21 protein-coding genes and 1 tRNA gene are annotated in these 24,061 nt (G+C 74.0%); 13 read left to right on the top strand and 9 right to left on the bottom strand.

Annotated elements, in window-relative coordinates; all coding sequences use genetic code 11:
• Window positions 1-171: 171 nt before the first annotated feature.
• The 3 genes from FN207_RS11220 (at window position 172) to FN207_RS11210 (ending at window position 1,220) form a co-directional block, all read left to right on the top strand.
• Window positions 172-597, top strand: a complete 426-nt coding sequence (locus FN207_RS11220) for a DUF3052 domain-containing protein (protein WP_110006989.1) — start codon at window positions 172-174, stop codon at window positions 595-597.
• A 49-nt stretch (window positions 598-646) separates the two neighbouring features.
• Window positions 647-1,108 carry a peroxiredoxin gene (locus FN207_RS11215; protein ID WP_142458549.1) on the top strand — a complete coding sequence of 154 codons (462 nt, stop codon included), beginning with the start codon at window positions 647-649 and terminating at the stop codon, window positions 1,106-1,108.
• 40 nt (window positions 1,109-1,148) lie between these two features.
• Window positions 1,149-1,220 (top strand) — tRNA-Val (locus FN207_RS11210).
• A gap of 197 nt (window positions 1,221-1,417) precedes the next feature.
• Here FN207_RS11210 and FN207_RS11205 read toward each other — a convergent pair.
• Window positions 1,418-1,600, bottom strand: coding sequence for a hypothetical protein (locus FN207_RS11205; protein WP_142458548.1), 183 nt, complete (start codon window positions 1,598-1,600; stop codon window positions 1,418-1,420).
• 521 nt (window positions 1,601-2,121) lie between these two features.
• On the opposite strand from FN207_RS11205, the gene FN207_RS11200 reads away from it, so the two are divergent.
• The 4 genes from FN207_RS11200 (at window position 2,122) to FN207_RS11185 (ending at window position 4,661) form a co-directional block, all read left to right on the top strand.
• Window positions 2,122-2,619 carry a hypothetical protein gene (locus FN207_RS11200; RefSeq protein ID WP_142458547.1) on the top strand — a complete coding sequence of 166 codons (498 nt, stop codon included), beginning with the start codon at window positions 2,122-2,124 and terminating at the stop codon, window positions 2,617-2,619.
• Between the two features lie 681 nt (window positions 2,620-3,300).
• Entirely contained in the window at window positions 3,301-3,624 is a 324-nt protein-coding gene (locus FN207_RS11195) for a hypothetical protein (protein ID WP_142458546.1), read from the top strand.
• 393 nt (window positions 3,625-4,017) lie between these two features.
• Entirely contained in the window at window positions 4,018-4,461 is a 444-nt protein-coding gene (locus FN207_RS11190) for a hypothetical protein (RefSeq protein ID WP_142458545.1), read from the top strand.
• A gap of 8 nt (window positions 4,462-4,469) precedes the next feature.
• The gene (locus FN207_RS11185) at window positions 4,470-4,661 is read left to right on the top strand and encodes a hypothetical protein (RefSeq protein ID WP_142458544.1); all 192 of its coding nucleotides are present in this window, start codon (window positions 4,470-4,472) and stop codon (window positions 4,659-4,661) included.
• Window positions 4,662-4,813: 152 nt separating this feature from the next.
• Here FN207_RS11185 and FN207_RS11180 read toward each other — a convergent pair whose 3' ends face one another.
• Entirely contained in the window at window positions 4,814-5,614 is an 801-nt protein-coding gene (locus FN207_RS11180; RefSeq protein ID WP_185938284.1) for an esterase/lipase family protein, read from the bottom strand.
• A 233-nt stretch (window positions 5,615-5,847) separates the two neighbouring features.
• Here FN207_RS11180 and FN207_RS11175 point away from each other — a divergent pair, with 233 nt between their 5' ends.
• Window positions 5,848-6,762, top strand: coding sequence for an alpha/beta fold hydrolase (locus FN207_RS11175; protein WP_142458543.1), 915 nt, complete (start codon window positions 5,848-5,850; stop codon window positions 6,760-6,762).
• Here FN207_RS11175 and FN207_RS11170 read toward each other — a convergent pair.
• From FN207_RS11170 to FN207_RS11140, 7 genes are all read right to left on the bottom strand, one after another.
• Window positions 6,737-8,266: a long-chain-fatty-acid--CoA ligase gene (locus tag FN207_RS11170; protein ID WP_142458542.1), complete on the bottom strand. Its 1,530-nt coding sequence runs from the start codon at window positions 8,264-8,266 to the stop codon at window positions 6,737-6,739. The genes FN207_RS11175 and FN207_RS11170 overlap by 26 nt on opposite strands.
• Before the next feature lie 67 nt (window positions 8,267-8,333).
• Complete coding sequence (locus FN207_RS11165; protein ID WP_142458541.1) at window positions 8,334-11,288, bottom strand: wax ester/triacylglycerol synthase family O-acyltransferase; 2,955 nt, start codon at window positions 11,286-11,288, stop codon at window positions 8,334-8,336.
• Window positions 11,285-13,537 (bottom strand): glycerol-3-phosphate 1-O-acyltransferase, encoded by a 2,253-nt coding sequence (locus FN207_RS11160; RefSeq protein ID WP_142458540.1) that lies wholly within the window; start codon window positions 13,535-13,537, stop codon window positions 11,285-11,287. The genes FN207_RS11165 and FN207_RS11160 overlap by 4 nt, the downstream gene beginning before the upstream one ends.
• 134 nt (window positions 13,538-13,671) lie before the next feature.
• Window positions 13,672-14,679, bottom strand: coding sequence for an NAD-dependent epimerase/dehydratase family protein (locus FN207_RS11155; protein ID WP_142458539.1), 1,008 nt, complete (start codon window positions 14,677-14,679; stop codon window positions 13,672-13,674).
• A gap of 58 nt (window positions 14,680-14,737) precedes the next feature.
• Window positions 14,738-16,144 (bottom strand): WS/DGAT/MGAT family O-acyltransferase, encoded by a 1,407-nt coding sequence (locus tag FN207_RS11150; RefSeq protein WP_142458538.1) that lies wholly within the window; start codon window positions 16,142-16,144, stop codon window positions 14,738-14,740.
• A gap of 102 nt (window positions 16,145-16,246) precedes the next feature.
• Window positions 16,247-17,197: an alpha/beta fold hydrolase gene (locus FN207_RS11145; protein ID WP_246065981.1), complete on the bottom strand. Its 951-nt coding sequence runs from the start codon at window positions 17,195-17,197 to the stop codon at window positions 16,247-16,249.
• An 87-nt stretch (window positions 17,198-17,284) separates the two neighbouring features.
• Window positions 17,285-19,237: an FUSC family protein gene (locus tag FN207_RS11140; RefSeq protein WP_142458537.1), complete on the bottom strand. Its 1,953-nt coding sequence runs from the start codon at window positions 19,235-19,237 to the stop codon at window positions 17,285-17,287.
• A gap of 43 nt (window positions 19,238-19,280) precedes the next feature.
• Between FN207_RS11140 and FN207_RS11135 the strand changes: the two genes are divergently transcribed.
• The 5 genes from FN207_RS11135 to FN207_RS11115 all read left to right on the top strand — a co-directional run bounded on the left by FN207_RS11135 (window position 19,281) and on the right by FN207_RS11115 (window position 24,040).
• Entirely contained in the window at window positions 19,281-20,126 is an 846-nt protein-coding gene (locus FN207_RS11135) for a Nif3-like dinuclear metal center hexameric protein (RefSeq protein WP_142458536.1), read from the top strand.
• Between the two features lie 71 nt (window positions 20,127-20,197).
• Window positions 20,198-20,470, top strand: a complete 273-nt coding sequence (locus FN207_RS11130; RefSeq protein ID WP_221888139.1) for a DUF3311 domain-containing protein — start codon at window positions 20,198-20,200, stop codon at window positions 20,468-20,470.
• 3 nt (window positions 20,471-20,473) lie between these two features.
• Window positions 20,474-22,117 carry a monocarboxylate uptake permease MctP gene (mctP, locus tag FN207_RS11125; RefSeq protein WP_142458534.1) on the top strand — a complete coding sequence of 548 codons (1,644 nt, stop codon included), beginning with the start codon at window positions 20,474-20,476 and terminating at the stop codon, window positions 22,115-22,117.
• Window positions 22,118-22,211: 94 nt separating this feature from the next.
• Window positions 22,212-22,952, top strand: a complete 741-nt coding sequence (locus FN207_RS11120; RefSeq protein WP_142458533.1) for a zinc ribbon domain-containing protein — start codon at window positions 22,212-22,214, stop codon at window positions 22,950-22,952.
• Complete coding sequence (locus FN207_RS11115) at window positions 22,949-24,040, top strand: bifunctional RNase H/acid phosphatase (protein WP_142458532.1); 1,092 nt, start codon at window positions 22,949-22,951, stop codon at window positions 24,038-24,040. Before FN207_RS11120 ends, FN207_RS11115 begins: the two co-directional genes overlap by 4 nt.
• Window positions 24,041-24,061 lie beyond the last annotated feature (21 nt).

The following is a 24,061-nucleotide window of genomic DNA, read 5'->3' as shown; positions in this document are numbered from 1 at the left end:
CGTCGGTACAGCGCTTTCCGGGCACGAGAGGGGTGACATGACCAGGCAGCGGGTGGACTCCCCGCCGGTCGTGTCCGCCGTCGGCCCCCACGACCTCACCGCGCCCGTCAGGCGCCTCGTGCCCGCCGGTGTGACGCCGGCGGCTTGCCACACCTCGGAGGAACAGCAGGGATGAGCGTCGACTCGGGCAGCGCCGGCATGGCGGCCCGGCTGGGCATCAAGCCGGGCATGGTCGTGCAGGAGCTCGGCTGGGACGAGGACGCCGACGAGGACCTGCGCGACTCGATCGTCGACCTCTCGGGCAGCGAGATGGTCGACGAGGACACCGACGAGGTCGCCGACGTCGTCCTCCTCTGGTGGCGCGAGGACGACGGCGACCTGGTCGACGCGCTCGTCGACGCGATCGCCTCCCTCGCCGACGACGGCGTCGTGTGGCTGCTGGTGCCCAAGTCGGGGCGTCCGGGCCACGTGGAGCCGGGCGACGTCACCGAGGCGGCCCCCACCGCGGGGCTGGCCCAGACGAGCAGCATCTCGGCGGCCAAGGACTGGTCGGGGATCCGGCTGGTCACCCCCAAGACCGCGCGCACCCGCCGCTGAACCCGTCCCGCTGGTAGGGCGCCCGGGTGCGTGCGGCACGATCGGTCGCATGAGCCTCTCCGTCGGTGACGTCGCGCCCGAGTTCAGCCTGCCCGACCAGGACCGCCAGGTCGTCTCCCTCGCCGACCTGCGGGGGACGCCGGTGCTCGTCGTCTTCTACCCGTTCGCGTTCTCCGGCATCTGCACCGGTGAGCTGTGCCAGCTGCGCGACGAGCTGGCCACCTACACCGAGGCCGGCGTGAAGGTCGTCGCCATCAGCACCGACCCGGTGTTCAGCCTCAAGGCGTTCAAGGCGCAGGAGGGCTTCGACTTCCCGCTGCTGAGCGACTTCTGGCCGCACGGCGCGACCGCGCAGGCCTACGGCGTGTTCAACGAGAAGGCCGGCATGGCCCTGCGCGGCACGTTCCTCGTCGACGCCGAGGGCAAGGTCGCCTTCGCCGAGGTCAACCAGCCCGGTGACGCGCGCGAGCAGTCCGGCTGGAAGGACGCCGTCGCGAAGATCGCGGCGTAGCCGCCGGACCGCCGCCCGGGGTCCTTACCCTGGGCGGGCGGGGCGCGTAGCTCAGCGGGAGAGCTCTCGCCTTACAAGCGAGCGGTCGCAGGTTCGATCCCTGCCGCGCCCACAAGACCCGGTGGAGACCGGCCGTAGGAGCGCGGGTGCCGGTCGGGTCCTTCGGTCGGGACCCGCCGTACCGGGTCGGCGACAGCGCCGGAGCCACCTGGGAGCCGAGCTGCCCCGGCACGACTGAGGCGGACCTCCCGGCGCTTTCAGGCCGTCAACGGTGACGACCGGGGTCTAGCGGCGCTCAGTGGCGGACTCTCACGAGACTGCTCCCAAGAAGGCACCAATCAGGAGATTGAGGCCGACCAGCACGAGCAGGACGATCGCCGCCACCCTGGTCGCCGCGGTGTTGTCCGCGATGCGCCGGAGCTGTCGGGTCTGGGCGTCGGCCTGCTCAGCCATGTAGCGGCGAAACAGCTCCTCGTTCTGGGTGGTGGTCACGGGGTCTCCTTCAGTCTCGGACCGGGCGCGGCGGCCACTGCCGCATTCTCAGGGGAAGTCGACCTGCACCGGCGGCCAACGGGAAGTCGGTGGCCACTGCGGTGATCCCATTGGGGTAGTGCCACGCAGGCCCTGGGTGATGACCGCCCCTGTCCGCGTGAGGGACAAGCAACGAGGCCTGCGCCCTTGCGCGGGAGCTTGGGCAGCGGGGTCGAGAACCTGCTGGCCCGCGACGTGGCTCAGATCGCCTCCGACACCCTCGGTGGACGGCTGGGACCTCGTGCTGGTCGTGCCAGGCCTCGCCGACGTGCTGGAAGACGGCGGAGCCTCGCCGGAGTAGGTCCACTCCGGCGAGGCTCCGCCCACAACGGGTTCGTCCGTGTGGCCGCAGGGACGGCTGCCTCCATGAGGGACTGCTGAGGCCCTTCACGGGGATCACGCAGCAGCCGGAGTCAAGTGCCACCCCTTTGCCGCCGATGTGGTCGGCGACGTTCCGGATTATCGGCAGGGAGAAAATCGCAATGAGCAACACGGAGACCGTCGTCCCCAAGGGCTACGAGCTGAAGAAGAAGAAGCCGATCTTCAAGAAGGTCTGGTTCTGGCTGCTGGTCATCGTCGCCATCGCGATCATCGCTACGGTCGCCGGAGGTGGCGGCGGCGAGAGTGCATCGGCACCGGGCACGTCCGAGAGTGCGCCTGCCGATGGCTCGACGGCTGAGGCTCCGGCCCAGGACGACCCGCTGTCGGACGGCGGCTGGACGGCCTCGGACATCCAGTTGGAGCGGACGCAGTTCGGCGACTCGATCACCGCCCGGGTGACCAACAACGAGGACTCTGCGGCCACCGGCATCTTCACTCTCACGGTCTTCGGGCCGGACGGTGCTCGCATCGGCGAGGTCACCGGCTCGGCCAACGAGGTCGAGCCCGGCCAGGCGGCCACGGTCACCTTCATCGGCACCACCGAGAACCTGCCTGGAGACCCGGCCACCTACACCTACGAGTTCCAGAACGACCTGTGATGTCTGTTCGCTGACCCGGACCGCAACGGCCCCCAGCCTCACAACGCCGAGGCTGGGGGCCGTTGCGCATCCATGCCACCTTGCGGGTAACGGTGTCCGGGCTGCTCGTCGTCCTGTGTGTCCCCAAGCGGCTCGCACATCCGCCGCGGCGGGTCCGGGAGCGGCGGCGGAGCTCCTACGGAGCAGCGAGCGAGGGGCCTTCGACTCTGGAGACCGGAGGTCGTGAGACGTAGCGTCCCGCCCCATGGCTCGGAGGCCCGTGGTATGCCGACTCGGGATCCATTCTTATGTGTACGCGCATCCTCGCGACGAGCACCAGGGGCCGGATCAACATCGAGATCAGGTGTGCCGTCGCTGCGGAAAGGGTCGCGACGACCACCTCATCTCCCTTCCGCCCAACTTTCCGATCTCTGGCTGACCGTGCGAGGGCTCTGAGACAGCCGCGAGCCCCGCCGTCGTCGTGAACTGGCGGGGAGCCGCCCACGGGGACTTCGATGACGTGGCTGAGCAGAAGGCACCCCGAAGCCGCCTTCCAGAAGTGCACCCGTCCACCTGACGTTCTCGGACCTGAGGGCGGTCATGGGTCCCCGGCTGGACCCCGGCGGACGGTCTGCTAGGTGGCACGCGTCCACGTCTCAAGACCCATTGTCGTCGCGGCGAAGGCCGAGCAGCCTTGTGTTCGTGGCCGACCCGCTGCGTCAAGTGTCCACCGACGAACTCTTCGGTGAGCTCCGGCGACGCAAGCCGGAGATCGACGACCTCGTGCTCAGACAGCAGCTCGGACTCGACAAGGACCACCGCGATGCAGCAGCGTCCCTGCGCACGTTGGCGTTGATCGTCCTCACGGTGATCTCACTCGTACTCATCGCGTTCATCGTGTGGCTGACGATGGATGGAACCGACATCCCGGACTTGATCTCTGGGTTGGCCGGTAGCGCCATTGGCGCAATCGTGGGGATCTTGTCCGGTGGTCCGGGGGCAGGAGACAGTCAGCGCCCCACATAGACCCCGATGCGGGCGTACACCTGTCCAGCTGACGGTGTCTGGGCTGACCGCCGTCAGGTGGGAGCCCGCCCTCGGAACGAGCGTCGCCTGCGGGGGCGGACGGTCACCTGATCGGGTCGATGCCTCGAGGCGCGGACACCGCCGTGACACCCGCACAGTCGGACTCTGCCGACGTGCTCGAGCGCAGCTCAGCACAGCGTCCACGCTCTGACCGCTCACAGCGAGCGGTCGCAGGTCCGAGCACTGCCGCGCCCACGAGACCGTCCCCGACCTCGGTGTCGTCCGTGCGCGACGCCGTGCGTTGATGGGACGCCGCTGACCCGCGATGCTGCGCGGGTGCAGCCCGGACGGCGGACCAGTGAGCCGGCGAGACCCACGGGTGAAGGGCTCCCGGTGACGAGCGTCGACCAGCGGCCCGGGGTGCCTCTCCTCCATGCGGCACGCGGTGTCCGGCTGCTCGCCACGCTCCTGCTGCTGTCCGCCCTCCCGTATGTGCTGTTCGTCGTGGTGGCGTACTTCGTGAACGACCTCGACCGGTTCCCCCTGGAGGAGGTGGCCGCCGGGTACCACGACCCCAAGGACATGTGGCCGACGACCGTCCCCCACATCGGCGGGTGGCTGCACACGCTCGGTGTCCTGTCGCTCGCCGCCGTCCCGCTCGTGTCGGCGGGTGCGCTCGTCATCAGCGCGTGGAGCGTGGTGTCTCTCGTCCGCAGCCGGTCACGCGCCTGGGGCGTCGTCCTCGGGCACCTCGCCGTCGTGGTCGCCTGCGTGACCACCACGGCGTACTTCCTGAGCCCGGTGTCGCAGCAGCTCGCCGGATGGCAGATGGACTGAGAGGCCCGATGGTGATCCGCTGGTTCAGCGACGCAGACCGCCAGGACATGGCCGACGCCCGCGAGGAGCGCCGCGTGCTCGCTGCCTTGGACGAGGAGTACACGACGTATCAGGAGGACCCGGGGATCCCGGTGACGGAGTGGTTGGTGCGCTGGATGGCCGGGCCGGGCATCGATCCCGGGCGGCGCCGGGACGAGTGACGCCGGACGAAGCTCCGTCGCGGTGGCGTCGCCCGGCATCCAGGCAGGGCGACGTCCCGCCCCGTCCTGCCCGTCGGGTCCGATGCGCCCGTTGTCGACCTGGGGTCGTCTCGACGCGGTCGAGACGACCCCAGGTCGACGTGCGGTGGGGCTCAGGCGGCCGCGGCGGGGCGGAAGTCGTGCAGCGGGACGTCGGGGCGCGGGAACATCGGACGCAGCGCCAGCGGGGTGCGGAACGGCCGCCAGGTGCCCTCGCGCTGGGCGAGCCGGTCGGCGACGGCGTAGATGACCGCCGGGTGGTGGCCCATGCCCAGGTGGCTGGCGTGGACGGCGATGTTCTCCGACTGCGGACCCAGTCGGTCCAGGCAGGCCTGCCAGGCGACGATGCCGTCGTAGTGGGAGTAGATCGACGTCGCCGGCATCGCCAGCGGCTCGCACTCGCTCTCCAGCGGCAGGGTGCGCTTCTCCACGTGCAGGTGCGAGTACCGCTCGAACACCTTGTGTGCCCGGGACTGGCTGTCCGACTGCAGGCCGAAGGGGCTGCCGAGGGTGATCACCTGGCGCACCGAGTCGGGCGTCTTGCGGGCGAGGTCGCGGGCGAAGATGCCGCCCAGGCTCTGCCCGATGAGGCTGATCGGCCGGCCGTAGCGGTCGCTGAGGTCCTCGATCCGCCGGGCCATGCCCTCCACGCACTCGGCGGTCGGGCCGATGTTGCGGCCCAGGCGCCAGCCGTGCACGCGGTACCCGAGCCGCCGCAGCACGCGGCGCAGCGTCACCGTGGACATGTCGTCGGCCATCAGTCCGGGCAGGACGAGCACCGGGTGTCCGTCACCGGCCGGGAGCCGGGACAGGAGCGGCCGCGCCGCGAGAAACAGGCCGTAGTCGGCGAACGCCCTGCTCACCTCGGTCGCGTACAGGGGCAGGCCCGGCCCCTCGAACTGCTGTCGTGCCACGTGGTCCTCCTTGCTGGCGGTCCGCGGCCTCTGCTCGACCCGTGACCCCTGACCGGTGCGGTACCACCCTGGCGCTCCGGTCACACCTGACTGCGGCGGCACGCGGCAGGAACTGTGGTCCACACCACAGCAGCCGCAGCGGTCCCAGGGGTACGGCGAGCGCACTGCCGGAGGCCGTGGAACCCTCCGGACGGCGGCGCGACGGGCGTGCCGGCACGCAGGAGGGACCGCGGGTGGACGAGGCACGGGTGCCGGGCACGAGCAGGACCGTCGACCTGGGGGGACCGGTGCACGTCGTCGACTACGGCGGTGCCGACGGCGGCCCCGCGGTGGTCCTGGTGCACGGCCTGGGCGGCTCGCACGGCAACTGGGACCTGCTCGCGCCGCTGCTGACGCCGACGTGCCGGGTGTGGGCGCTGGACCTCCCCGGGTTCGGCCGCAGCGAGCCGGGGGAGCGCCGCGCCACGGTGCCGGCCAACGTCGAGGTGCTGCAGCGGTTCCTGCGCGAGGTCGTGGGCGAGCCGGTGGTGCTGGTCGGCAACTCGATGGGCGGGATGATCTCGTTGTTCACCGCGTCGGGCGCGCCCGACCTGGTGCACGGCCTGGTGCTGCTGGACCCCGCGCTGCCCGGCGGTCGGCGTCGGCTGGACCCGCTGGTGGCGGCCACGTTCGCGCTGTACGCGCTGCCCGGGCTGGGGGAGCGGTTCCTCGCGCTGCGGCGGGCCCGCTCGACGCCGCTGACCCGCGTGCGGGCGATGCTCGAGCTGGTCGGCGTCGACCCCGACGAGCTGCCGGCCCCGGTGGTCGACCGCGCCGTCACCCTCCTGGAGCAGCGCGAGGACGTCGCCGGGATGGACCGTGCCTTCCTCACGGCAGCGCGCTCCCTGCTGCGGCTGCTGCTCGACCCGCGCCGCTACCGCTCGGCCATGGACCGGGTGGCCGCGCCGGTGCTCCTGGTGCAGGGCGACCGCGACCGGCTGGTCCCCGTCTCCGCGGCGCGCGAGGTCGCCGCGGCGCACCCCGGCTGGCGCTACGAGGAGCTGGCGGCGGTCGGGCACGTGCCGCAGCTGCAGGTGCCCGACCGCCTGGCCGACCTGGTCCTCTCCTGGATGGGCGAGAGCGTCAGCGGGCCCGCAGTTCGGTCTTGAGGACCTTGCCGCTGGGCCCCTTGGGGAGCTCGTCGATGACGACGACCTCGCGCGGGTACTTGTAGGCCGCCAGCCGCTCCTTGCAGAACCCGATGACCTCGTCGGGCTCGGCCGACGTGCCGGGCTTCAGGCTGACGTAGGCGATGACCTCCTCGCCGAGGCGGTCGTCGGGCCGGCCGATGACGGCGGCCTCGAGCACCGACGGGTGGGCGTGCAGGACCTCCTCGATCTCGCGCGGGTAGACGTTGAAGCCGCCGCGGATGACCAGGTCCTTCTTCCGGTCGACGATGTAGAAGAAGCCGTCGTCGTCCTGGTAGCCGAGGTCGCCGGTGTGGAACCAGCCGCCCTTGATCGCCTCGGCGGTGGCCTCGGGCCGGCCGAGGTAGCCCTTCATGAGGTTGTGGCCGCGCAGCACGATCTCCCCGACGTGGTCCGGGCCGTGCGGCAGCTCGTTGTCGTCGGTGTCGACGACGCGCACCTCGCAGCCCCACAGCGGCTTGCCGATCGACATGACGCGGCGCTCCTCGGCGCTGCGGTTGAACGTGGCCACGGCGCAGGTCTCCGACAGCCCGTAGCCCTCGAGCACCGTGGCGTCGTAGGCGGCCTCGAAGCCCTTGATGACCTCGCCGGGGATGGAGGCGCCGCCGGACACGCAGATGCGCAGCGCGGAGACGTCGCGGCCGGTGAGGTCGGCGTGCATGAGCGCCACGAACATCGTCGGGACGCCGCAGAACACGGTGACCCGGTGCTGCTCCATCGCGTCGAGGACCGCGCCGACGTCGAAGCGCGGCACGAGCACCAGCGTGGCCCCCGCGCGCACGGCGCAGTTCATGACGCTGGACAGGCCGAAGACGTGGAACAGCGGCAGCACCGCCATGGCGACGTCGTCGTCGCGGTAGGCGAAGGTCTCGGCCGCGACGGAGGCCGCCATGTAGGCCTGGAAGTGGGTGAGCTCGGCGCCCTTCGGCTTGCCGGTCGTGCCGCTGGTGTAGATGACCACCGCGGTGTCCTCCGAGGACATCTGCTCGACGTCGGAGGGGTCGGCGCCCTGCCCGGCGGCGAGCAGCGCGTCGAACGGCGTGGTGTCCGGCGGCGCCTCGGGCCCGCCGGGGGAGGGCACCACGTAGACCCGGACGTCGCCGGCGGAGGCGGCGCCCTTGACCGCCTCCTCGGCGAACGCGTCGAAGGTGATCAGGACGCGCGCCCCGCTGTCGGACAGGTGGTAGCTGACCTCGGGCGCCTTGAGCAGCGGGTTCAGCGGCACGAGGGTCATGCCGGCCTTGAGCGCGCCGAAGTAGGCCAGGACGAACTGCGGCACGTTGGGCAGCTGCAGGGCCACGCTGTCGCCCCGGCGCAGCCCCGCCTCCTTGAGGCCGGCCGCGACCTGGCCCGACAGCTGGTCCACCTGGCCGTAGGTCAGGGTCAGCGGGCCGAGGCGCAGCATCGGCTTGTCCGGCTTGGCTGCGGCGGACTCCCGCAGGATGGTGGCGAGGTTGAAGCTCATGGCCGCTCCCTGGGCTGTGACGCGGGTAACACCCGGGTCCTGTACCGCACCAGGGACCCGCTACACCTCACCGGCGGCCGAGCGCGACCACCTCGTCCAGTCCCGCCTGCAGGTCGGCGACCAGGCCCTCCGGGTCGCTCACCGCGGCGGAGTCGAGGTTGATGCCGATGCAGCACAGGTCCTCGTGCGAGAGCAGCGTGACCATCGCCGCGCAGCCCGGCAGCGGGCCGAAGGGGAACATCCGCAGGATCCGCGACCCGGCGATCCACACCGGGTGCGTGACGCCGGGCATGTTGCTCACCTGGACGTCGTTGGCGCCGGTCAGCCGGCCCGAGACCGCCCCGACGACCGAGGCGGGGATCCAGTGGAGCGCCGGGCCGAGCAGGTCGTCGGTGACGCCGCTGGTGCTGGTCTCGCGCGCGGACAGGACGAACTCGCGGATCGTGGAGATCCGGGCGGCGGGGTCGGCCTCGTCCAGCGGCGCGGTGAACCGGGCGCCGGTGAAGCGGTTGCCGCCCTGGGCGTCGTCGCGGGCCCGCAGGCTGATCGGGATGCCGACGGTCATCGTCTCCAGCGGCGCGCCGGAGCGCTCGTGGTACCGCCGGAAGCCACCGAGCACCGCGGCGAGGAACCCGTCGTTGAGGCTGCCGCCGGCCGCCTTCGACCCCGCCTTGAGGTCGGCGAGGGGCACCTCGAGCACCTCGAAGCGCCAGTCCCCGCCGCGGGGGGCCAGCAGCGGCGAGCTGCCGCGGGGCGGTGCCAGGGTCTTCGTGGCCGAGCGGGCGGCGTCGAGCGCCTGCGCCGCCACCTCGCGCGGGTGGCGCAGCGTGCCCAGCGCCTCCACGCCGCGCCGCAGCGCCGCCAGCGGCACCGACCGCGCCGTCCCCACGAGCTGCTCGGTGAGGGCACCCACGCGGGAGACGTCCCCGGGGACGGGGGTCGGCGGCTCGGGGCGGGCGGGGTCGGTCTCGGGGCCGCGGCGGTGCAGCAGGCCCATGAGCTGGACGGCGCCGAGCCCGTCGGTGGTGCTGTGGTGGGTCTTGACGACGTAGCCGGCGCGCCCGTCGGCCAGCCCCTCGACGAGCATGACCTCCCACAGCGGGCGGTCGCGGTCGAGCTGGCCGGAGGAGAACTCCCCGACGACGTCGAGCAGCTGGCGCATCGACCCGGGCTCCTCCAGCCGGACGCGGTGCACGTGCCGGTCCAGGTCGAGCTCCTCGACGGTCACCCAGCGCGGGGCGCCGACGCCGAGCGCGGGCTCGACCACCCGCTGGCGCATCCGCGGCACCATCCGGGAGGCCCACTCGTGCGCGCCGCGGAAGCGGTCCCAGTCCGGCGCGGTCTCCAGGACCTCCAGCAGCGTGACGTTGGCGCGCAACCGCGGGTCGGCGGCCTCGGCGCGCCACATCGCCGTCTCGATGGGGTTCATCTCCGGCGAGGTGCCCCAGTCCAGCGGCGCGGCCGGGACGGCGGGGAGGGGCGCGGCGTCGTCGGCGGTGGGCGACTCGGCGACCACCGGACGCGAGGTACGGCCCGACCAGTTGGCGAGGGTGGCGAGGTAGGAGTCCCGGACCTCGGCCACGTGCCGGTCGATGTCGGCGACGTCCCAGTCCGCCGTCGGCACCGGGGGCAGGACCCGCACCTGCACGGTGCCCGCGGTGACCACCGTGGCGCCGCGCCACATGAGCTCGCCGGCGTTGCGGATGACCACCGGCACGATCGGCACGCCGGCCTGCATCGCGACGTGGAAGGCGCCCTTCTTGAACGGGCCGAGGGTCGGGGTGGCCGAGCGGGTGCCCTCGGGCGCGATGACGAGTGAGATGCCCTCCTGCAGCCGCTGGACGGCCGGCTCGAGCGCGCGGCGGGCCTGGGTGGGGTCGCTGCGGTCGACGAAGGCGACGTCGGCCAGCCGGAACGCCAGCCCGAACCCGGGCGTGTTCGCCAGCTCCTTCTTGGCCACGCCGGTGAACCCGCCGCGCAGCAGCTTGGCGAGGATGAGGACGTCGAGCTGGCTCTGGTGGTTGAACAGGAAGACCGCCGGGCGGGTGGCCAGGTGCTCGGCGCCCTGGACGTCGAGCCGGACGCCGGCCAGGGCGCTGCCGAGTTCACCCGCGAGGGTGAGACCGAGGTCGACCGCCTCCCGCCGTGAGCCGCTCAGCGCGCCGACGGCCAGGCCGGTGGTGAAGCCGCCGAACATGCCGCCGATGCCGGCGACGGTGCGGACGACGTCGGCCGGCCCGGTGCGGCCGCGCCGGCGGAACCGGGCGACGGGCCACGAGTAGTGCCGGGCCGCGGCGGTGAGCCCCTTCCCCGGGTTGAGCGCGCGGGCGCGGCCCACGGTGCGCAGGAAGGGGACGTCCTCGTCGCCGTTGGAGTAGGCGTAGCTCTGCAGCAGGTCGATGCCGTGCTCCTCGGCGAAGGTCCGCACGGCGGCGGCCTTGCCCGCCCGCCACAGCAGCGGGCCGCCGGGGCGCCCGGTGCAGACGCCGTCGACCATCTCCACGGGCGAGACCAGCACGTGCTCCACGCCGAGGGCGCGGGCGGCCGGCTCCACCTGGAAGCGGGTGGCCGAGGAGGCCAGGACGACGGTGTGCCCGGCCTGCAGGTGGGCCGTGACCAGGCGCCACGCCTCCGGGTACAGCGAGCCGGCGATGCCCTGGACGAACAGCCGCTCGCCGAGCTCGGCCAGCTCGTCCTCGCTGCGGCCGGCCCAGGCGCGCATGCCCGAGATCGTGAACCGCTCGAAGTCCTCCTCGGTGGTGACCCCGCGCAGGCCGTTGAGCAGCAGCTGGCCCAGGTCGGTCGGCGTCACCTCCAGCGAGCGCAGGTGGTGGCGGGCGAAGGCGGCCAGCGAGTAGCCGTCGATCACCGTGCCGTCGAAGTCGAAGAACGCGCCCACCCGCGGGCCGGGCGGCGCCGCCTCGACGTCGGCGATCAGTTGCTCCTCGGTCCAGACGTCGGTCCGGGCCATCGCGGCCGCCTGCTCGCGCAGTCCACCTCCGGGCGGCGTCTCGGCCGTCACGGTTCCACCCCCACGTTCTCCCGCCGCGCCGCGGCGTCCAACTCGTCGATCACCACTACTCGGCCGACGACGTCCCGGACTTGAGCGGCCCACTCCTGCCGCCGCCGGGCCAGCTCCTCGCGGCCGGGGTCGACGAGGTCGAGATTCGCCGCCAGCCGCAGCGCCCCGGAGAACAGCTCGCGGGACAGCGACTCCGGCCCGTGCAGCCGGCCCTGCAGCAGCATCTGCTGGCCCACGCCGCCGCACTCGGCGAGGAACTCCGGCTCGGTCACCGGGGTGCGGGGGTCGCGGGCGGCGAGCCGCTCGGCGACGACGAGCTGGGCGTCGACGAAGGACCGCAGCACCCGGTGGGCGACCAGCAGGTCGGCGCGGCAGAGGACGTCGCGGCCGTCGGCGGTGGCCCAGTCGGGGTCCAGCCGCTCGAGCTCGGCCGACAGCCGCTCGCGGAACGCGTCGCGCTCGGGGAAGAAGAACTCGAACTTCAGCTGGTCGCGGAGGCGGTAGGCCTCGTCCCAGCGGTCGGCGGGGTCGTGCAGCATGACGAGCTCGGCGATCGCCCGGTCCACGAAGTGGTGGATGGCGTTGTTGCGGTAGAAGGCGGCCACCAGGTGCTGGCCGCGCTCGATGGCGTAGACCGGCTCCTCGCCGCCCTCGTAGACGGTGACCACGCCCTGCCCGGCCAGCGCGCCGAGCACCCGGCGCACGCCGCGGGCGGTCTGCAGCGCCGCGCCGGAGTGCGGCAGGTCCCGCTCGGTGAGGTAGCGCAGCAGCGGCTCGAGCACCCGCTGCACCTGCGCCAGCGTCAGCGCGCGGTCCCGGACGCCGAGCAGCGCCGTGGTCACCAGCGCCGTCGCCGTGGCCGGGGTGGCGGAGTTGATGCCGACGGCGACCTGGAAGGCCACCTTCTGCAGGGTGAGCCGGCGGGCGTCGGGGTCGTCGGGGTCGGCGCCGTTGCGCAGCGCGGTGGCCAGCGACAGCGGCTCGGCGAAGCCGACGTGCACGGTGCCCAGCGGGGTGCGCACCTGCTCGCGGATGTAGGACGCCATCCACGACAGGCCCTCCCCGCGCTTGGCCGCGCCGCCCTGCTCGGCGGCCATCCCGGAGACCTCGCGCAGCTGGTCGTAGGTGATGGAGACCGGGACGAGGTAGACGTCCTCCACCCGCTTGCGCTCGACGGCGTCGGCGACGAAGCGCAGCAGGCCGTGCCGCGGGGGACGCAGCTTGCCGGTGCGGGAGCGGCCGCCCTCCATGTACCACTCGAGGTTGAACCGCTTGGCCAGCAGGAAGGCCAGGTACTCGCGGACGGCGGTCTTGTAGACCTGGTCGTCGCCGAAGGTGCGGCGGATGAACACCAGGCCGGCGCGCTTGGCGATCGGCCCGACCGGCCAGAAGCGCAGGTTCTCCCCGCCGAGCACGTGGTTGCGCGGGAAGTCGTGCTGGGTGAGGACGTCGGCGAGCACCAGCGGGTCGACGTAGGAGCGGTGGCTGGGCAGGAACACCAGCGGGTGGGTGCGGTTGAGCTCGCGCAGGCCGGTGAGCCGGGCGGTGTCGGCCTGCACGTCCCAGGCGCGGGCGTGCACCGGCCGCAGCAGCCCGGTGAACACCTCGACGGCGGCCGGGTCCATCGCCGCGACCAGCTCGTCGAGGTCGGCGGCGGCCTCGGCGGCCACCTCCTCCTCCGGCGTCTCCAGCCGCTCGGCGAGCCGGGCGATCTCCGAGCGCCACTCGGGGCTGTAGCGGATCGCCTCGGCCACGTGCCGCGGCACCTTCGCCCGGTCGCCGACGACCTGCCGCTCGGCCCGGTCGAGGGCCAGCGCCGCCTGGTGGGCGACGAAGCCGGCCAGCGTGCCGGTGCCGTCCCAGCGCGCGGTCAGCTCGGCCACGGTGGCGGGCTCGGCGACGACCACCCGGGCCCGGTCGGGGTCGCGGCGCACCGCGGCGGCCTGCAGCGGGCGCGGCGGGCGCCGTCGGAACGCGGGCCGGGCGGCCGACCACCGCTGCCGCCGTCCCCGCCGTCCGGTGCCCTGCCGGGTGACCTCGGACCCGCCGCCGGGCGCCCAGGCCACGCGGGTGGCGGTCACCACCGTGGCGGGGTCGGCGTCGGCCAGCGGCCCGGCCAGCGCCGAGCCCCTCAGCGGCAGGACGGTGCCGCCCAGCGGCAGGGCGCCGGCCACCAGCCGGCGCTCCACCTCGCTCGAGACGTCGACCAGCACGATGCGGGGGACGTCGGTGTCCGCTCCGGGGCTCATGCGCACTCCTCCACAGCACTCGTCGGGCGCGTCGGCGCCGGGTTCAACGGGCGGGACCTCCCGCGGGTCACGGGCACGTGCCGCGAGGGGACAGATCCTGCCCCCTCACGGCGCCGTGCGGGCCGGCCCGGGTGTCAGCTCTGGTCCAACGTGGCGCGCAGCGCCTCCAGGCCCGTGTAGCGCGGCTGCCAGCCCAGTTCCCGCTTGGCCTTGCTCGTGTCCATGATCGCCGGGTGGCTGGCGGCCTCCACCCACTCGGCGACCGGCGGCAGGAACGGCAGCCGGGACACCGCGCGGGCGGCGAGCTGGGCCGGCCCGGCCGGCAGCGGCAGCGGGACGGCGCCGTACTCGCGGGCGACGTCGGCGGCGGTCAGGACGCCGTCGCCGGCGATGTTGTAGGCGCCGGGCGGGCCGGCGGCGACGACGCACTGCAGCAGCGCCTGACCGACGTCGTCCTCGTGGATGAACTGCAGCGGCAGCGCGGGGACCAGCGCGGGCACCGGGACCGGCAGCCGCCGGGTGCTCTGCTCGGCCAGCCGCCGGCCCAGGGGGGCGAGCGGGCCGGGCAGCACGTCCTTGGCGCCGACCGTGTGCGGGCCGAGCACCACCGGCGGGCGCAGCAGGTACAGGTCGGTCTCCGGGTGCGCGTCGGCCTCGGCCTGCAGCAACTGCTCGAGCTCGGCCTTCTCCTGCGCGTAGAACAGCTTCGCCGCCGGGCGCACCGGCCACTCCTCGGTCATGCCGACCGGGTTGTCGGCGTGGAAGCCGTAGGCGGCCACGGAGGAGGCGTAGACGAAGCGGCGCGCGCCGGCGGCGGCCGCGGCCCGGAAGGCGTTGAGGGTGCCGTCGACGTTGATCGCCCGGGTCGTCTGCCGGGAGGCGTTGCCGGTGATGAGGAAGGCCAGGTGGACGACGACGTCGGCGCCGGCGAAGGCCTCGCGCAGCGCGTCGGCGTCGCGGACGTCGCCCCGCCGGTACTCCATCTTCGTCCAGCCGCGGGCGGCCGGGTCGAAGGGACGGCGGGCGATGCCGACGACGCGGCCGATCCGGTCGTCGGCCTGCAGCAGCGGGACCAGGCCCTCGCCGAAGGTGCCGGTGGGGCCGGTGACGGCGACGGTGAGGTCGGTGTCGGGAGCGGTCACCCCGGACCGCTACCCGCGGCCGCCGGGCGTGAACCCGTCACGCCCGGCGGCCGGGGGGTCAGCGCGAGGCCGCCGCCGGCTGCTTCTCGGCGGCCAGCCCGACGAGCTCGGCGATGCCGCGGCAGATGCCCTCGGACAGCACGTCGACGTCGGGGAAGGCGTCGAAGTCGGCGTTGATGCCGAAGGTCATCTCGTTGAGGTAGCTGAAGATCCCGATCGACACCCGCGTGCCGCCGGCGATGGGCACGTAGGGGTGCGCCGACACCATCCGCGAGCCGAGGACGTAGAGCGGCACCCGCGGGCCGGGCACGTTCGTCGTCACGGCCTGGCACCACATCTGCCCGGTCTGCGCGGCCGCCCGGACCCCCATGGCCAGCAGCGTGGGCGCCACGTAGTCGCCCATCCCGATGATCGAGCGGGCGTCGACGGCCTGCATCGTCCGCTTGTACTCGTCCATCTGGCTGCGGATGGACGCCAGCCGGGCCAGCGGGTCGGCCTCGCCGACGGGCAGGTCGACGAAGACGGCGGTGACCCGGTTGTCCAGCGATCCGCGCTCGCCCTCCTTGCGCACCGAGATCGGCACCATCGTGCGCACCACCGTGTCCGCGCCGAGCGCGCCGCGGCCCTTGAGCAGGTCGCGGAAGCCGCGGGTGATCGCGGTGAGCACGATGTCGTTGACGGTCCCGCCGAGCGCCGTGCGGGCGGTGCGGAGGTCCTCGAACTGGGCGTCGGACCACGCCCAGCGCCGGTGCGGTCCGATCGGCCCGGTCAGCGTGCGGGCCAGGGGGGTGAGCGCCTGGCGGGCCAGCGCGGGGACCGTCGACACCGCCGCGCGGGCGCTGCCCACCAGGCCCTTGGCGCCGGTGGTGAGCGCGTCGGGGCTGTGCACGAGCGAGCGCAGGGGAGCGGTGGCGGTCTCGGTGAGCGCGCCGGCGATCATCGCGAGGCTCGAGGGGGTGCGCTGCGGCGACCAGTCGCGCGGCGGCGTGTGCTCGGCGTTGGGGTCGAGGTCGAACATGATCTGCATGAGGTCGGTGCCGGCGACGCCGTCGACCATGCAGTGGTGGACCTTGGAGATGAGGGCCCACCGGTCGTTCTCCAGGCCCTCGACCAGCCAGACCTCCCACAGCGGCTTGGCCATGTCCAGGCGCTGCCCGAGCACCCGGCCGGCGAGGTTGCGCAGCTGCTCGGCGCCGCCCGGCTTGGGCACCGCGGTGTGCCGCACGTGGTAGAGGATCTGGAAGTGCGGGTCGTCGACCCACACCGGGCGGCCGAGGCTGAAGGGCACCTCGCGCACCCGCTGCCGGTAGCGCGGCACCTGCGGCAGCTTGCTCAGCAGCAGTCGGACGAGGTCGCCGTAGGACGGCGCGGGCCCCTCGAACACGGCCACCGAGCCCACGTGCAGCGGCGCGTTCTCGGTCTCCGCGTAGTAGAACCCGGCATCGGTCGCACTCAAGCGGTCCACGGTCGCTCCTCTGCTCGTCGAGACGGTGTCGGCCGGTTCCCTATCCAGCGACCGGTACGTCGGAACACGGTCCTGTGGTGCGGGACACAGTAGGCCTGCCGATCAGCCTGCCTGCCGGGCCGAGCCGGGTCCAGCCGCGGCCACCCGGTCGAGCAGGTCGGTGAGCGCCCGGTCGACGACGGCGGTGCGGGTCATGTTGACGCTGTGCCCGGCCCCGGGGACGACGACGAGCTCGGCGCTGTCCCCGATGCCCTCGGCCAGCCGGCGGCCGTGCGCGGCAGGTGTCAGCCGGTCGTACTGCGCGGCGACGACGGTGCACGGCACCCGTCCCAGCACCGGCAGCGACGCGGTCTCGTCGTGGTCGAGGAAGGTGCCGTAGAAGGCCAGCGTCACCGTCAGCGGCGTCTCCTCGAGCATCGCCTGCACGACCCGGACCGCCTCGCGGGTGGCGTCGTCGCGGCCGAACAGGAAGCGGCGGGTGAACCGCGCGCCGAGCCAGGTGCCGCGGCGGCGCAGCCGCTCCAGGCCGGGCGCGAGCAGCCGCAGCCACCACAGGTACAGCCCCAGCAGGTGGAGCTTCCGCATGAGCTTCACGGCCGCGCCGAGCGGTCCGCTCGCCACCAGGCCGCCGGCCGAGGTGGCCAGCAGGAACGCCCCGACGACGCGGCTGCCGAACAGCTCCGGCCGCTGCCGCGCCAGCGCCATGACCGTCATGCCGCCCATCGAGTGCCCGGCCAGGACCACCGGCCCGGAGGGGACGACGGCGTCGAGGACCTGGCCGAGGTCGCGGCCGGTGCGGTCGATGGTCGCCGTCCGCGGGTCGACCCATCGGGACCGGCCGTGGCCGCGCTGGTCCCACAGCACGATGCGGGCGCGGTCGCGGATGGCCTGGCGCTGCAGCTCGAACTCGCCGAGCCGGGCGGTGAAGCCGTGGGAGAAGACCACGGTCACCGGGGCGTCCTCGGGGCCGTCGAACTCCACGTGCAGGTCGACGCCGTCGTCGGTGCGGACGGTGCGCGAGCCCGGCGGCGGGGGACCGTCGATGCCCGGCACGACCGGGACGCGGGGCGGTGCGGGGACGGGACGTCGTCGTCGGAGCGGCACCCGTCCATGACAGCGCAGCTCCGCACACCCGGCGACTCAGCTCCCCGGGGCCGCGGTCTCGGGGCGGCGACCCGGTGCGGCGTCGCGGACCAGCCGGCGGGCGGCGTCCACCTCGCGTGCGACGGGGGCGAGCACGCCCTCGGCGTGGATCTCGGCGTCGTCGGGCGTCCGGTGCGCCCGGACGTCGTCCTCCAGCTCGCGCAGCGCGCGGCGCAGCACCGACACCTGGCCGGGGTCGGGGGCCTCCCCGCCGTGCCGGACAGCGATGACCGCCTCGGTGACGGCGTCGGCCGTGCGCTCGAGCTGGACGATCACCGGCCACCAGGCCGCGGCACGGGTGCTGATCGGCGGCGGCTCGGCCAGCCGGCGCTGCAGCTGCGTGGTCAGCTCGGTGAGCGCGCGGTAGGTGGCCCGGCGGGCGCGGCGGCGGGCGGTGGGGTCGCCCCCGAAGGCGGCGCCGACGAAGCCGTCGAGGGCCAGGGCGGCCGCGCGCAGGGCGTCCTCCAGCGGCGCCCGCCAGGTCTGCGGCCACAGCAGGTAGCCGAACACCAGCACGATCGCGCAGCCGATGAGGGTGTCGGCGAGCCGGGCACCGACCAGTCCCGGGCCACCCGGGACCGCGAGGTCGAGCAGCAGGATGATCACCGGCGTCTGGAACACCGAGAACAGGCCGAAGTTGGCGCCGCGCGCCCACGGCAGCAGCCCGGCCGCGACGGCCATGGCCACCACCACCCAGCCGTCGCGCGGCAGGACCGACAGCAGCAGCGAGCCGATGAGGACGCCGAGCAGCGTGCCCGCGCCGCGCTGCACCGCCCGGGTGAACACCGAGCCGAAGTCGGGCTTGAGCACGATCGCGACCGTGAGCAGCACCCAGTAGGGCCGCTCGATGGGCAGCAGCTGGCGGGCGATCTCGGCGACGGTCATGCACAGCGCCAGCCGGACGGCGAAGTCGCGGGTGTCGGGGCTGCCGAGGGTGCGGTCGGCGAGGTCGCGCAGCCGGGCGGGGAGCGGCTGGCGCGGCAGCGCGACCGCCGCGCCCGCGCGCTCCTCCGGGTCGCCCACGACGGCCCAGACCAGGCGCACGCCGTGGCGCACCGCGCGGCGGGCGGCGGGGCCCTCCTCCAGCGTCGGCGGGCGCTCGGCGGGCAGCTCCCGCTCGCCCAGGACGGCGGCGGCCAGCGCGTGCACCGCCGTCACGTCGTGCGGGTCGGCGTGCACCCCCGTCCGGGCCGCGGCGACCGCGGCCTCCACCAGGGGCGCCGCGGCGTTGAGGACCCCGGCCAGCTCCGACAGCTGCCGGTTGCGGCCGGCGGCGATGCTGCGGGTGCGGATGACGCGGTCGTAGGCCGCGTTGAGCGCGGTGGTGAGGTCGCGGCGCGCGTCGTCGGTGCGCTCGGTGCCGACGGCGGTGAGCAGTCCGGCGATGCGGGTGAACACCGCCGCGACCGCCGTCCGGTCGGGGTCGCTCGGTTCGGTGGCGGCCTGCACCACCGTCGCGAGGGTCGCCCAGGCCGCGCCGGCGGCGAAGAACGACACCTCCGCCCACTGCGGCAGCGGCGTGACCAGCCCGGAGGCGAGCGCGGTGTACACGAGCAGCTGCAGCGCGCCCAGCGACATCGCCGCGTTCACCGAGCTGATCACCGCCGCGGCCACCGACAGGAGCGCCACCAGGACCACCGGCAGCACCCCGCCGCCGCTGGCGAACTGCCCTGCGACCAGCCCGACCGCGCCGAAGCCGACGGCGGCCGCGGTGCGCCGCAGCCGGTCCCGCAGCGGCCCGGCCTGCGGCGCGAGGGTCGCCGCGAGCGCGCCGGTGGTGGCGAAGACGCCGGCGCCGAGCGCCTCGGTGCCGCCGACGACGAGGGCGACCGCGAGCGGCGCGGGGATCACGACGGCGAAGCGGGCGACGTCGCGCCAGGGCACCGGCGGGGGAGTGGTGCGGACCAGTTCCTCGAGCCACGCCGGTGCGCGCAGCGACCTGTCCGCCACGCCCCGCAGCCTGCCATCCGCCCCTGACCTAGGGTCGGCGGCCGTGACCGCCACCCTGGGCGAGGTCGTCGCCGCGCTGGAGGCCCGCTACGACCCCGCGCTGGCCGAGGCCTGGGACGCCGTCGGGCTGGTGTGCGGCGACCCGGCCGACCCGGTGGAGCGCGTGCTCGTCGCCGTCGACCCGGTCGCCGCCGTCGTCGACGAGGCGGTCGAGACCGGCGCGCAGCTGCTGGTCACCCACCACCCGCTGTTCCTCACCGCGGTGCACGGCGTCCCGGCCGACGACCCGAAGGGGCGCCTGGTGCACCGGCTGGTCCGGGCCGGGTGCGGGCTGTTCGTCGCGCACACCAACGCCGACCGCGCCGCCGACGTCGGGGTCAACGACGCGCTGGCCGCCGTCCTCGGGCTGACCGCCACCCGCCCGCTGCAGCCGGTCGCCCCCGGCTCGCGGGAGGGCCTCGGCCGGGTCGGGGAGCTCGCGGAGCCGACGACGCTCGCCGCGTTCGCCGCGCACGCCGCCGCGGTCCTCCCCGGCACGGCGGGCGGCGTCCGGGCGGCCGGCGACCCGGACCGGCCGGTGCGCACGGTCGCCGTCTGCGGGGGCAGCGGCGGCTCGCTGCTGTCCGACGCGGCCGCGGCCGGTGCCGACGTCCTCCTCACCAGCGACCTGCGGCACCACCCGGTCTCGGAGGCCCGCGAGGTGCCCGGGCCGGCCTTGTGTGACGTGGCACACTTCGCCTCCGAGTGGCCCTGGGTGCCCGTGGTCGCCGACGTGCTGACCACGGACCTCTCCGGCAGGGTCGAGGCGGTCGCCTCCCGGCGCCGCACCGACCCGTGGACGGTGCACGTCGGGGCCGAGGGGGACCGGGCCGCACCGTCGGCCGGCTGAGGGAGGGGACGGGGATGGCCAGCGCAGTGACACCGCCCGCGGGGACACCGCGGAGCACCGACGGAGCGCCCGTGCGCAGCGACCGCAGTCCGTGGAACTGGCTGCTGCTGGTCCCGATCGTGGTCCCGCTGCTGGTCCCGATCTACAACCGCGTCGAGCCGACGCTTTTCGGCTGGCCGTTCTTCTACTGGGTGCAGCTGCTGTTCGTCGGGCTCGGTGTGCTGACCACGGTGCTCGTCTACCGCGCCACGCGGCGCAGCCCGGCCGACCAGGCCGCCGCCCGCGCCGCCGTCACCCGGGACGCCGCGGCCCGGACCACCGACGACCGCACCGGGGGGCACTGAGCCGTGGACGGGGTCAACGTCGTCGAGCTGACGATCGTCATCGTCTTCTTCCTCATCGTCACGGTGATGGGCTTCGTCGCCTCGCGCTGGCGGCGCGCGGAGAGCCTCATGCACCTCGACGAGTGGGGTCTGGGCGGGCGCAACTTCGGCACCTGGGTCACCTGGTTCCTGCTCGGCGGTGACCTCTACACCGCCTACACGTTCGTCGCCGTCCCCGCGCTGATGTTCGGCGCGGGCGCCGCGGGGTTCTTCGCCGTCCCGTACACCGTGGTGATCTACCCGCTGGTGTTCCTCGTGGTGATCCGGCTGTGGTCGGTCAGCCACGTGCGCGGCTACGTCACCCCGGCCGACTTCGTGCGTGCCCGGTTCGACTCCCCGGGGATGGCGCTGCTGGTCGCGCTCACCGGGATCGTCGCGACGATGCCCTACATCGCCCTCCAGCTGGTCGGCATCGAGGCGATCCTCAAGGCGATGGGCGTCGAGGGCGAGCTGCCGCTCATCGTCGCGTTCGTGATCCTGGCGCTCTACACGTACAACTCGGGGCTGCGGGCACCGGCGCTGATCGCGTTCGTCAAGGACACGCTGATCTACCTGACGATCATCGTCGCGGTCATCGTCATCCCGGTGAAGCTCGGCGGGTGGGACGCGATCTTCGGTGCCGCCGAGGAGAAGTTCTCCGCCGGGACCGGAGCGGGCGTGCTGCTGCCGGCGACCGGTCAGCTGGGCTACGCGACCCTGGCGCTGGGCTCGGCGCTGGCGCTGTTCCTGTACCCGCACTCGATCACCGGCGTGCTGGCCGCGAGCAACCGCGACGTGCTCAAGCGCAACATGAGCGCGCTGCCGGTCTACAGCCTCGCGCTCGGCTTCATCGCCCTGCTGGGCTTCATGGCCATCGCCGCCGGCGTCACGCCGATCGGCGAGGACGGCAACACGATCGTCCCGGTGCTGTTCCAGGAGATGTTCCCGAGCTGGTTCGCCGGCATCGCCTTCGCCGCCATCGGCATCGGCGCGCTGGTGCCGGCGGCGATCATGTCCATCGCCGCGGCCAACCTGTTCACCCGCAACATCTACAAGGAGTTCCTGAAGAAGGACGCCACGCCCAAGCAGGAGGCGCAGGTCGCCAAGATCGTCTCGCTGGTGGTCAAGTTCGGCGCGGTCGCGGCGATCCTCTTCATCGACCCGCAGTTCTCCATCGACCTGCAGCTCATCGGCGGCGTGATCATCCTGCAGACGCTGCCCGCGGTGGCGCTGGGCCTCTACACCCGCTGGCTGCACCGCGGTGGGCTCATCGCCGGCTGGTTCGCCGGCATGCTCGCGGGCCTGGTGATGCTCTACAACATCCCGCGCCTCGGACCGGACGGCACCGTCGTCCGTGAGCACTTCGGCGGCTCGTCGTTCGCGCTGTCCAAGCTCGGCCTCGACGTCGCCTCCAGCGTGTACACGGGACTGCTCGCGCTCCTGGCCAACCTGGTGGTCGCCGTGCTCGTCACGGTGCTGCTGCGGGCCATGAAGGTGTCCGACGGCGTCGACGCGACGGCGGAGTCCGACTACACCGCCGAGCGGGAGGACCCGACCTTCCGCGACCTGCCCGACCCGCTGGAGTCGGCGCCCCCCGGAGTGGCGGGGGAGCGCGCGACCCGCAGGTAGTGGAAGGACCCCCGTGCCCCCCGCCGCTCGCAGGCTCGCGGCGGGACCCTGCACGGGGGCCGGGGAGCGGACGGTGCCCCGGTAGGTTGGTCTGGTGAAGGCCGACCACTTCGAGCAGCAGAAGTTGCTGGCCCTGGCCGACGAGGACGTCGCGCTCACCCAGCTCGCCCACCGGCAGCGCACGCTGCCCGAGGTCGCCGCGGTCGAGGCCGCGGCGGAGTCCGAGCGCGGCTTCGCCGAGGCGGAGGTCCGCGCGGAGACCGAGGTGCGCGACCTCGACCGGGAGCAGAAGCGGCTCGAGGCCGACGTCGACACCGTCCGGCAGCGCGCCACCCGCGACCAGGGGCGGATCGACTCCGGCGCCGCGACGCCGAAGGAGATCACCTCGCTGCAGTCGGAGCTGCAGTCGCTGGCCCGGCGGCAGTCCGACCTCGAGGACCAGGTGCTCGAGCTCATGGAGCGCCGCGAGGTCGCCGACGCCGCACTGGCCGACGCCCGGACCGGCCGGGCCTCGGCGGCCGCCGACCGCGAGCGGGCCGAGCAGCTGCGCGACGACGCCCTGGCCGACATCGCCGACTCCACCTCCCGGCACCAGGCGAAGCGGGCCGAGATCGCCGGCGGCCTCTCCGCTCCGCTGCTGTCGCTGTACGACCGCATCCGCACCCAGACCGGCACCACCGGCGCGGCGATGCTGCGGGCGCGGGCGTGCCAGGGCTGCCGCATCGAGCTCAACGGGCGGGAGCTGGCCGCGGTCCGCAACGCCGATCCGCACGAGGTGGTCCGCTGCGAGAACTGCGGCCGGATCCTGGTGCGCACCGCCGAGTCCGGACTGTGAGCCGCCGGTTCGTCGTCGAGGCGGACGGGGGATCGCGGGGGAACCCGGGCCCGGCCGGCTACGGCGCGCTCGTGCGGGACGCGCAGACCGGGAAGGTGCTCGCCGAGCGGGCCGCCTCGGTCGGCCGCGCCACCAACAACGTCGCCGAGTACGGCGGGCTGGTGGCCGGGCTGCAGGCGGCGCTTGATCTGGACGCCTCGGCCGACGTCGAGGTGCGGATGGACTCCAAGCTCGTCGTCGAGCAGATGTCGGGACGCTGGAAGATCAAGCACCCGGACATGCAGAAGCTCGCCGTCCAGGCCCGCGCCATCGCCCGGCAGCTGGGCAGCGTCCGCTACACCTGGGTGCCGCGCGCGCAGAACGGCGCCGCCGACGCGCTGGCCAACAGCGCCATGGACGGCCGGCCCGTGCACCGCGACGCCGCGTCCGAGCCGTCGGTGGCCGAGGACGACGTCCAGCCGGCCGAGCCCGCCCCCGTCGTCACCACGGTCACGCACCTGCTGCGGCACGGGCGCACCGAGCACACGCCCGAGCGTCGCTACAGCGGCCGCAACGACCTGCCGCTGTCGGCCACCGGCCGGGCGGAGGTCGAGGCGGCCGCGGTGCGCGCCAAGGAGCTGGGCATCGACGTCGTCGTCGCCTCGCCGCTGCGGCGCACGCGGGAGACGGCCGAGGCGGTGGCCGGCGCCCTGGGGCTGCAGGTGCAGATCGACGACGACCTGGTGGAGCTCGACTTCGGCGACCTCGAAGGGCTCACCGCCACCGAGGCCCGCGAGCGGCACCCCCTGGCCGCCCGCCGGTTCATGTCCGACGTCACCGTCCCCGCGCCGAACGGCGAGTCGATCGCCGACGTCTCCACGCGCGTGGCCCGGGCACGGCGGCGGCTGCTCGAGCGGTACGCCGGGAGGACGGTGCTCGTGGTCAGCCACGTGACGCCGATCAAGCTGCTGCTGGCCGCGGGGCTCGGGGTGGACGACGAGGTCGTGCACCGGGTGTTCCTCGAGGCGGCCTCACTGTCGACGGTCGCGTGGAGCTCCGACGGCCGCACGTCCGTCCGCCTGGTGAACGACACCGCCCACCTGCGCTGAGAGCCCCGGCGAGATCACGTG

The organism is Geodermatophilus aquaeductus (genome assembly GCF_900182545.1).
In the GTDB taxonomy this organism is placed as follows: Bacteria; Actinomycetota; Actinomycetes; order Mycobacteriales; family Geodermatophilaceae; genus Geodermatophilus; species Geodermatophilus aquaeductus.
Note: the sequence above shows the minus strand (reverse complement) of the source record. Positions and strands in the feature narration are given on the sequence as shown.